At 43.8% G+C, this 10,467-nt stretch carries 10 protein-coding genes; 4 read left to right on the forward strand and 6 right to left on the reverse strand.

The features are described from left to right. Positions 1–28: 28 nt before the first annotated feature. The 6 genes from OK412_RS23310 to OK412_RS23335 form a co-directional block, all read right to left on the reverse strand. Positions 29–1,084: a fimbrial protein gene (locus tag OK412_RS23310; protein WP_264353652.1), complete on the reverse strand. Its 1,056-nt coding sequence runs from the start codon at positions 1,082–1,084 to the stop codon at positions 29–31. A 12-nt stretch (positions 1,085–1,096) separates the two neighbouring features. Beyond that, positions 1,097–3,688 carry a fimbria/pilus outer membrane usher protein gene (locus OK412_RS23315; protein WP_264353653.1) on the reverse strand — a complete coding sequence of 864 codons (2,592 nt, stop codon included), beginning with the start codon at positions 3,686–3,688 and terminating at the stop codon, positions 1,097–1,099. A 25-nt stretch (positions 3,689–3,713) separates the two neighbouring features. Beyond that, positions 3,714–4,451, reverse strand: a complete 738-nt coding sequence (locus OK412_RS23320; protein WP_033759838.1) for a molecular chaperone — start codon at positions 4,449–4,451, stop codon at positions 3,714–3,716. A 62-nt stretch (positions 4,452–4,513) separates the two neighbouring features. Then, positions 4,514–5,044 carry a fimbrial protein gene (locus OK412_RS23325; RefSeq protein ID WP_010256772.1) on the reverse strand — a complete coding sequence of 177 codons (531 nt, stop codon included), beginning with the start codon at positions 5,042–5,044 and terminating at the stop codon, positions 4,514–4,516. Positions 5,045–5,138: 94 nt separating this feature from the next. After that, positions 5,139–5,360, reverse strand: a complete 222-nt coding sequence (locus tag OK412_RS23330; protein ID WP_010256766.1) for a hypothetical protein — start codon at positions 5,358–5,360, stop codon at positions 5,139–5,141. A gap of 9 nt (positions 5,361–5,369) precedes the next feature. Next, on the reverse strand, positions 5,370–5,687 hold the full coding sequence (locus OK412_RS23335) for a hypothetical protein (protein WP_010256762.1): 318 nt from the start codon (positions 5,685–5,687) through the stop codon (positions 5,370–5,372). A 1,025-nt stretch (positions 5,688–6,712) separates the two neighbouring features. Between OK412_RS23335 and OK412_RS23340 the strand changes: the two genes are divergently transcribed. From OK412_RS23340 to OK412_RS23355, 4 genes are all read left to right on the forward strand, one after another. Then, positions 6,713–7,303 carry a helix-turn-helix domain-containing protein gene (locus OK412_RS23340; protein WP_033770258.1) on the forward strand — a complete coding sequence of 197 codons (591 nt, stop codon included), beginning with the start codon at positions 6,713–6,715 and terminating at the stop codon, positions 7,301–7,303. Positions 7,304–7,348: 45 nt separating this feature from the next. Then, on the forward strand, positions 7,349–7,984 hold the full coding sequence (locus OK412_RS23345; RefSeq protein WP_264353654.1) for a helix-turn-helix transcriptional regulator: 636 nt from the start codon (positions 7,349–7,351) through the stop codon (positions 7,982–7,984). A gap of 140 nt (positions 7,985–8,124) precedes the next feature. Continuing rightward, positions 8,125–8,844, forward strand: coding sequence for a hypothetical protein (locus OK412_RS23350; protein WP_264353655.1), 720 nt, complete (start codon positions 8,125–8,127; stop codon positions 8,842–8,844). Between the two features lie 213 nt (positions 8,845–9,057). Then, positions 9,058–10,467 (forward strand): Ig-like domain-containing protein (locus OK412_RS23355; protein WP_264353656.1); only part of this gene is annotated, 1,410 nt, incomplete at its 3' end.

A 10,467-nucleotide genomic window follows, 5' to 3' on the forward strand; every position in this document is an offset into this window, starting at 1 on the left:
GGTAAAGGGCTCCGAAGAGCCCATATGGTTACTGATAACTAATGGTATAGGTAGCAACTGCGTTAGCACTACCAGGAGTTATTGTGGCAGCAGTCTGGTAATAACGTGCATATAAGGGCACTGTTATCAATGCAGACGACAGTGGATAAGCTGCAACTCTGTATGGTGCTGCCAGTGCAACAGGTTGCTGGCTTTCATTCAGAATCTGAACACCCACTCCGCTGGCAGTTGAGGTCGAATTCAGAGAAACTACGCCGACATCCGATAGCCCATCAGCCGCATCCCCATCCAACTGCATCATAACGTCAAAGGTACCTGAAAGAAGTGCCTCACAGTTAAGCTGAAGATTAAAAGCGGTAGATGGGCTGGTTTGTCCAATACCGGAACCCAAACCACTGCTGGTATTCGCTGTGTAACTCCCTAATGACACCTTCGGGTTAACATCACCTGCTGCTGAGCAGGTTTGATCCCTCACAGTGATGCCGCTTTTAATATATCTCACATAAAGTTTCAGGTCATTTCCTGGTACCAATGAGCCTACATCAAATACGTTGACATAGTCCGGGAGCAAATTGGGGCCAGCCATCGAGTTTGACGTCCGCACAATCTGAAAAGGCACATTTAACGTGACCTCAGTATAAGAACCGACTGTACCACCACTGGTTAACGCGTAAGTAGCGATCTTGTTGCCGGTAGGAATAATGGCAGCGTCGGTGGACATTTCACCACCGTAACCGGTATAAATGGTTAAGCCATAACCAAGTGCATCTTCAGCTATTGTTTTACGCTTTAAGTAAACCTCTGCTGTTAATCCATCTAAAAACTGTTGCAGATTATCCAGGGCACATTTGAACGTGACTGTTAAATTGCCACTATGCACGACCGTGCCAACCGGAACAGCTGCCGAAATGTTTATCCCCAGCGAGCGGAAATCTAATACCGCATCAGAAAGAGATTTTTTGCACGTCAGTGTGACATCATCTGCCGCGTTCGCATTAATTGGTGCTAGCATGACGAAACCAGATACCATAGTCATGATGCTGACTATTCTGGTCAGTGTCCTTCTTAAGTTAATAAACATCATAATGTCACCCGATTAACCCTGATTATCTTTGTTTATTTCGCCGTTAGATACGTAGCGAACAGGTTTTGATTGATCGCTGCTGCATGTTGTTGTGAGCCTTGCAAGGGTGTTGTTTTCACTGGAATTAACAACACCAGACTCCAGGTTAACCAGACACTTATCACTGGCTGCTTTACCCCAGGAAATATGCAGGCGGCTGACATCTTTATTTAACCTCACATAAATCTGACCACCCTGTGAAACAGTGGTGATAAGGTTACCGTCTTCATCATTAACCGTTGCACCAAATGGCAAGGCATTTCCGTTCGGCTGATTAGCCCGAATTAACAGTGGCTTTCCTTTGCTGGTTTTATAATCAAGTCTGACGACTGCACCCTCAACAGGAATAACGCGCTGCTGAGTTGATTCGAGCTCAACATCCAGTGGAATTCCTTTTGGGTCGATGGCCAGTTCGTTTATCCGGTACGGGTTAAGGTTTGGCACAATAGCTTTGCCGCTGCCGTTTAACACAATATTTGGATAGCCAAGTACACGCGCGCCCTCTGCATCTTCTGCGGTAACAACAGCATAAGTCGTAGACTGATAAGCGCTGAAATTAATGCTATCAGGTAAAGCGACTACCGCACCGCTGATACCACCCGAGGCAGAATAATAGTTTTCCCCTTTAGTATAAGACGCCGTCAGCATACTGTAGGGCGAACGGTATTGCCCACTAACTGAACCGGACTTCTCATTATCAGTATCGCGCGCTATTCCAACGTTGTAGTTATATTGGTCATGTTCACCCAGAACACCATTAACTGCTGTTTGTGCATTCACACCCTGTTTATTATGTGTCGCACTTCCGGTTACATAACTTTGACTTTCGCTGCCAATTGGCACCGAGAAGTCGAGTGACAGTTGAGTGTCATGCCCGCCGGTTGAATATAATAATCGGTTTGCTGATAAAGTATAGGAGACCCGACCAATTGTATTATTGTAACCCAGCTGAAATTGCGTATTTGTTCCGGCAGAATCCCAGTAATTCTGAACGAAACCAGTAAGATACATATTCCCATATGACTCCCCAAAATTTTGGCTTGCCGTCATAGAAAAACGTTGTTTGGGGCGCGAAAGATAATTTGACGAACTGTTTTTATGATTTTTTTTATAATAGTTATTGATTTGTAATGCGTTATCAAAACTGTAATAACCGGATGATGAGAAGCGGTAAGCCGCCAGAGTAAAATTCGTGTTAGTCTGAGAAACCTTCTTACTATAAGTTGCCCGATAACTTACACCTTGCTTTTTCTCATCACCATATTTTGTCTGAGCGCCAGTAATATCCAGTGAGATCGCACCAACAGGTAAACCAAATGCACCTCCCAATAGCACAGAGGTGTAGTTATCTGATCCCAGAATACCTGAGTAACCAGTCAGACTATTGCTAAAACCATGCTGAATAGTGCCCTGATAGACCGAAGGTGTATAAACCATATTGTCTTTTCGGGATACACCACCGGTCAGACTATAAAAAGTCATGCCCGGACGTTTCAGACGCGTCATCGCTGCGTAAGGAACTGAGAAACGGGTCTCACCGCCGTCAGCTTCTTTCACGGTCACGTCTAAATCACCACCGTAGCCTGTAGGATAGAGATCGGTGATATTAAAAGGGCCTGGTGAGACCGTCGTTTCATAAATTTTGTTGCCATTTTGCGATACAGTTACCTGAGCGTTGGTTCGGGCTACGCCGCGGATTTCTGGTGCATAGCCTCGCTGAGAGTCTGGCCACATCTGGTCAACTGTAGATATTTGCGCACCACGAAAAGAAAGCGTATCGAAAATTTCTCCACTGGTATTGCCTTCACCTAATAACAGCCGTGATTTTATTTGCGGAATATCACGCTGGACATAGGTATTAATTGCATCGTAATGATGATACTCGTTGTTTTTTTGACGTTGCCAGCTGAGAGAACCATCGTGACGGAACATCCATCCGCCAAGGTTAAAGCCCGCCAGCGCACGGCCATAAAATGAGTCATATGGCTGACCGTGATTTACAGAGCGATAATAGTTGGTGTTATAGGTTAGCGTAAGTGCTGTTTCACCCTTATCCCAGAATTCTGGCGCAACGTAGCCGCGCGCAGATCGCAACAGATAAATTTGCGGAATTGAGATATCCATCTGCATATCGGCAGAATTGATAGCTGCATGACTCTCTTTAACTACCTCCTCCAGCGCCATACACTGTTTACCAGAGCGCAAATCTTCAGCTTGTCCCGGGCTAAAAACTGTGTCCTTAAGTGACAAGCTTTTGACCAGATCATAGGAAAGGCACGCTTTGGTACCCGCCCCTTCACGAATGACCTGAACATTTTCCCGACCAATCTGACGACCATTCAGGAAAATATCCAGCGTATAAGTACCAGGATCAATAGGGTTACCGGTTGCATAGCGGGCCACATCAACTTTAACGCCCGGTAAATTCTTCACAAATGATTCGTCAAAATCATACGAATTTTCTGCAAATGCGGCGCCTGTTGATGCAGTTAAAAAAAGCGCCAGAAAAGATCGGTAAAATATTTTTGCCGTTGGTTTATTATTTTTAATCATCCTTGCCATCATTATTACCCCTGATGAGTTACCAAAGTTACTGACTAATTTTGGCGTCTACATTGCGTGCAGCGCCATAATCATCCAGATATTGATAATGAAAGTTTGTTTTTATTTGATTTGCGTTCAATCCTTTTAGGGAGAAGCTTTTTGTTTCGCCTGGTGCAAGCATATCTCCCTTTTCACTGACTACTTTTCGCCCCGCGTTATCCTCGGCATTGATCTGTGAAACGTTGACGTAAAACGAAGAGTTATTGGTTGCTGTCAGCTGATTCGCTTTCTCCCCTTGATGCCAGATAAGACCCGACGCTGCTTCTGTGGCTTGCATCGCATCGAACCGGGCTGGGCGAAAGAAAATTTTGATGCGACTACGAATAGCCATTTGCAACTGATTTTGATTCGCAAGGCTTTTATCGCGAGGAGGGATGTCGAGTACGTTAAGCCAGAATACCGACTCTTTATCTTTGGGCAGGTTTGAACCGGTATAAACGATACGTAATGTCTGTCCTTTGTTAGCCTCCATACGGAAAACAGGCGGTAGCAAGACAAACGGTACGTTTATTTTATCCAGTGCTTCATCAGGATTTCCATTGTCAATCCAGGCCTGTACCAGCGCAGGTTGATTGCCATGGTTATCTAAGCGGACTGTGACTTCTTTTTCTGTTGCGGGGTAGATTACCCGGGTGCCGATAATCGTCACGCTGGCAAAAGCCGATGAGGTCACCGTAAAAGCCAGCAGACAGGAGATCAAAAATTTAAAACTTTTTTTTTTCATGATTTTGACAGAAATGATGATAGAGGAAGAGAGGTGGGAACAGATGCTCCCACCATAATCAATTACAGGTAATTGATTGAATAGTTCACAGCTGATAAGACGGTACCAGCAGTAGCTGCACCAGTTGCATAGTACTGAGCAGAATAGGTCAGAGTACCTGCACCAGCAGTCAGAGCGACAGTTTTTGGAGAGGTGGTCTGCTCAGTGCTACCCGCGTTCAACACGCCATTTCCGCTATCCAGCAGCTGCAGGTCAACATTCGTTGCAGTACCAGTATTGGTCAAACGACCATCAGCATTGACGTTGGCACCTTGTTCAAAGTAAGCGTACACGTCACCAGTCGTAGCTGAGCAATTGCTCAGCGCCATAGTGAAGCGAGTGTTACCTGCAGTCTGACCAGATGTGCTTAAAATACTACTTGCTACTTTAGGCAGTGTAACGGTTGCAGTGCTGCCGCCGCCGTTTACGCTTACAGTACAAGTCTGAGACGCAATATTTCCTGTGAAGTTAATGGTGCCATCTGAAGCTTCAGCAGCATTAACGTGAGCAGCAGCCAGCATCAGACCAAGAGCAACCATAGATAACTTTTTCATATACTTTCCTTTGTATAAAATAATTAATAACATCAATTAATGAACGATTTAATAATCGTTCACTTCCCTGGAGGATTCATTCCTCACAAGAGAATTAGAAAATCAGCAATCCAAATACGACTGCTGCTGCGACACCAACAATACCCATGCCAAAGGCAGACCCACTAACCGGGTTCGCTGCTGGAATTGAGTCTGGGCGCGTCCATTCAGTTTTCTCTTCTGAGCTTGCGCCTAGCTGCTTAAAGAAATCCAGGATCACCGAAGTTAATGAACCACCGCTAACGCCTTCGATTTCTTTATTGTTCAATTCACGCATGTTGTTTCCTTAAGCTGTAATTACAGATGCATTAGGATCAAACTGGTTTTCAACGACCGCGTTAAACCAGCCTGCCGTGCTATCCCAGCCATTCATAGCACCATATAAAGCACCATCAACAAGACCAAGGACTGCGCCGACAATCAGACCTACACCGGCAGAGACAATACCAACACCCAACACGCCACCGGTACTTCCGCCACTCATTCCCCATTTAAGACCAAAAGAACTAATACCCGTAACGGCACCGACAACTACAGCACCAATAAAGTCAAAAAAACCTGCTCCTGAAACGTTTTGCATTTCAAAAGATGTTAACTCTCTCATCGATATCTCCATGTATCATTTTTTCAATATTATTATTTATGCCGCTTCTAGCGAACGGCGCTATTAGAATGGGTGGCCATAAAAAATGAAATAGTAAAACATCCATAATTCTTCTTTTGTTATCGTAAGCAAGGATATGGCTATTATATTTTTACATAATATTAACTGCTGTTGGTATTCTGGAATTTTTTGAGCGTACATTATTCTTATGCGTGATTTAACCATTAACAGCACTGCTTATGCCTGATGCTTAAAATTATCTGGCATCCGGGAAACGCATGCCATGAACGCGGTTCAGTAAAACTGATTCATCTATGAATAAGCTTGTGCATAAAGTCATGAGTTAATGATTTCACTTGCCTGAATGTGATGTCATTTGAGAAGTGGAATTAAAAAGGGAAAAATCCCATCTGCCAGTTTCTGGTGATTTAAGCTAATTAAATCATATATGTCAGGATAAAAAACTAAATATCTAAAGATAATCAATTTAAGTGTCTGTTCGATGGGTGCCGTGGTTTAATTCCTTCCATGCAATGCTGCCTGACAGCGTAACTTTAGTAAGGAGCATTAACATTGATGCCAATTTGATTTGTTTCTTTTCAGCCATGCTGGAAAATTGAGAGAGGTGTTTAAATGCGTGCTTTTAAAATAGCATGTTCATAACATCATCTTTCAAATGGTAATGGGAAATTCTTTTTTTAGGAAAAAAGTTATAACACTGCCCGTAAGGTGCTACAAAGTAGATTTATGTGCTAACTAAACAGCGTTTGAATGGTGTAAGATCTGGTTATTGTTTCTTTTATTAGCCTGAATGTCTTTATTTATTTGTATTTGCGGTTTTGAATTTTGTTGGGACGGTTTTATTATAGTGGAACCGATAAAGACTATTTTTAACTGCCCGAGTTATGGAGGCGAGCTCAGGTAAGCGAGTACACCAGGCGAAAGAGAAAGAGACTATAAAAAACTGATTTTACGAATTGTTGCTAATCACTGACCAATGCGTCAGTTAGATTGAGTTAATTAATATGTATAGAGTGACTGAAAATCATGAACGGATCATCGATGCATTAGCAGGATTTACGCAGATTGCTAATCCAGATGAAATTTCAAGAGGCAAGCGCCGTTATCATTTGACTAAAGATCATGTACGTCGCGTTATGTTCATTCTTGACGGCGATTTTTTACTTAAACTTAAAGGCGAGAATAAGGTTTTGAATATCTTATCCGCTCCGTTTGTTGTCGGCGTCACTCCAGCTTTAGACGAGCCGCCAGTCTATCTGGAACGAGTCGATTATGGAAAAGTCAGTTTCATTGACTATGACGTGTTCTGGCGATTGGTTTTTGAGAAAGATCTTTTTAATGACGCAATGTCTATTTTATCAGGACAGTATTCTGATCTGATGAATTACATTCAGTTACCAAAAAGTAACTCATATGATGAAGTTCTTTCTTTGATTGAAAGATGGAAAAAACTGCCGACTCATTTAAAGAAACGATTTTCAGCACTATATCTTATTGAAAATAGTTCTCATTTATCAAAAAGTTCCATTTGCAGAGTGCTCAAGGAACTAAAAGAGAAAGGCGAATTGGTACTGATTAACGGTAAATTCACCTGAATATAATATTTGTCATCGTGAATTTTGTGATGCTGAAGGGAAAAAATGGATGTTAATGTGGTTTGTACGGATGACAATTACTTCTTCAGACTGGGCATATCAAAGGTAATTGAGAAGGCACTGCTATCTGATGCAGAAGTAAAATTTTTATCAGGTTTTGATAGTCATAACCTGCGGCAGGCTGACTTCATCCTGATCAATGTTTCGCAATGGCGTCTTTATATGTGTCAACCCGCTTATCGCGAGCGAAAGCCTGGCAGTATCATATTGGTATTTACCGATGATTTCGGAGAGAAAATTAAAAACCCGTTACCATTTTGTTATCAATCTTTGCTTGAAGTGTCAAAAAGGGATTCGGTACGTTTAATCACTGAGAAAATAACCAAGGCCTGGTTAAACACTCAGGGAAGAGTTATGGGATATCTGCCTTCAGACTGTTTACGGTGCGAATTTGCACGTATCACCGTGGTGCAACTTCAGGTGCTTAGTTTTTTGAAGAAAGGATACAGTGTAATCCAGACAGCAAAAAGGTTAGATTTGTCAGTTAAAACAATCTATGCACATAAATATAATGTGATGAGAAAGTTCGCTCTGAAAGGAGACAAAGAATTTAATGCATTTATCAATGATGTCTCGTTGCTTGAACTTTACAAAGGAGTTATCAATGTAAATGAGATTTAACGTTATCCAGAGGCGTAGGCTCACCCTTCTGCGCTGTTTAAATTTCCCATTTTTTATTTTTTAAGGAGTTGTCAACTCCTGTTCAACATCGGATATAAGGTGTTTTAAATATAGTGATTAAGCACCTTAAGGAGAGTTATATGGAAAATAATTCACGTTTAACATGCAAAGCATCGAATAGTCCCTTTAAATTTATGCAGGGAGTAATGCTGAGTATGGTTTTATTACTTACAGGCTACCTGTACTGCAATTATGTTGAGGCGGCGCCATTGCAGAACGCTCCTGCGCCATCGTTGTTTAAAGAAGTCAAAAATGACAAGGCGCCGGAGCAGATACACGAACCGCGTGCGCACATTATTGTCTACCGTATTGATGAAAAAAATCCTGCCGCATCAAAACGCGTCGTTAACGTATTTGTTAATAATCAATACTATACTAGCGTAATGTCAGGTGATAGAGGGACTGAAATTAGTGTGTGTCCTGGCCAGAAAAAACTGGACGTTATGTTCAGCCAGCATGATTTTGTCCAGCCAGCAAAAATTGAAGTACCCACACCAGAGCTGAAATCAGGTGAGCGCTATTACTATCAGTTAGCGGTAAATGATCAGCAGAAAATCACGGCGCGTCTGGTGCCTGCAAAGGAAGCTGAATCTGTTTTAACCAGTCTCAAAGCACAATCACGTACGTTATCGCGTGTAGTGAATGAACGTTCTTGTTCTGAAGCGGGCGAGTCAAAACTATTGAATCACCCGGTGGCTTCTTCACTATTAAATTCTGACAGTAGTCATGCTCAGAGCAATGCTATGAAGATAGCTGATAAAAGCAGTAAAGCTCAGGGCGCTGCATACTCACTGCATTGATGCAATCTGGCACCATATTTTTTATTAATCAGTTCTGATAATGCCGTTCACTGACTCCAGAATCAAGAGTTGTGCTGGAAGCAATGTCAGGATTGCAGATTATCTCGTCATAAAATCACGGTTATTCGAAGTATATGAATATAGAGATTAAGGGTTTGTGAAAGCCTTATTTCTATTGAATTTAATCAATCCTCGTTAATTAAGAAGGTTGTTATGTTGAAAGTGAACTTGCGTGGTGTGAAGGGTATTATCTCTTCATACACTGTTGATACAAAATCTGAAAATCCTACAACGATCAAAGTTCCGCATCAGGGTGCATTAAATATAGAACTGATCGATAGCGCTACAGGACATGCTCCGCAAATGGTTGTAACCAGGCGCGTTGGCAATAATCTGCAGCTTTTCTTTAGCCAGGATGATTCTCAGCATCCTGATATTGTACTGGAAGATTATTATGATAATGAAAACGTTCATCTGATTGGGCTGGGCGAAAACGGTCAATTTTATGAATATGTGCCGACTTCCGGCGATGTGGCTGAATACCCGCCAGCTTTAACTGAAGGTCAGAGCGGTGAACAGGTATTAGGTGGTGAAGGATATGCCAGTGCCGATCCGCTGACTGCCAGTCACAACAATTTTGGTTGGTTGCCTTTTATGCTGCTGGGCGGCGCGGCAGGCGGCGTTGCTATTGGTGCGTCCGGGCGTGGTAGCAGTGGCCATGACTCTTCCGCTAAGAGTGTATCGGTGACACTTGATCCTGTTGCGGACAGTGATAATGATGGTCGTCCAGAGTTTTCCGGAACATCGAATAGCCCTGACTCACAGGTTGTCATTCAACTGCCTGATGGCACCCAGATCACGACCCAGACGGACAGTGAAGGTAACTGGTATGTGGAAGCACCGACTTCACAACCAAATGGCACCGTCACTGTTACGGTAACTGATAGTGCGGGCAATAGCGGTAGCCTGACTGAAGAGTTTACTGACACCTCTTCGCCAGAAGCGGCGGTTATAAATAGCAATGATGATGGACAAATCTCAGGTAAAGCAGAACCTGGTTCAACTGTGGTTATTTCCGATGGCAGTACCGGTGAAACCACCACGGTTGTAGTTGATGAAAATGGTGACTGGAGTATCCAGCCTAACCCTGTCCATGAAGGGGATACCGACGTAACTATCGTGGTTGTCGATCCTGCGGGTAATGTCTCTCCGCCGTCCAACGGTTCCCGACCGGACATAACTCCTCCAGATAACATCAACTCCGGCATTGTCAGTGACTCAGTCACCCTGACGGACGACGTCGGTGCGATCACCGGCGAGATTGCCAGCGGCTCGGTCACCGACGACGCGCGGCCGACCCTTTCCGGCGACGCAACCGCCGACATCGATCACGTCAATATCTATGACAACGGCGAGCTCGTCGGCAGCGCAGCGGTGGACGCGGACGGCAAGTGGAGCTGGACGCCGGAGCAGGATATGGCGGACGGCACCTCTCACGACCTGACGGTTGCGGCGGTGGACGCGGCGGGCAACGAAGGCCCGCAGGCAGACGGCGACTGGAGCTTTACCGTTGACACCAGCACGGCGGCTCCGGAAATCACGAACAACACCGAGGACGAGCTT

The sequence above is a fragment of the Pantoea sp. JV6 genome, from assembly GCF_025910055.1.
Taxonomy (GTDB): Bacteria; Pseudomonadota; Gammaproteobacteria; order Enterobacterales; family Enterobacteriaceae; genus Pantoea; species Pantoea agglomerans.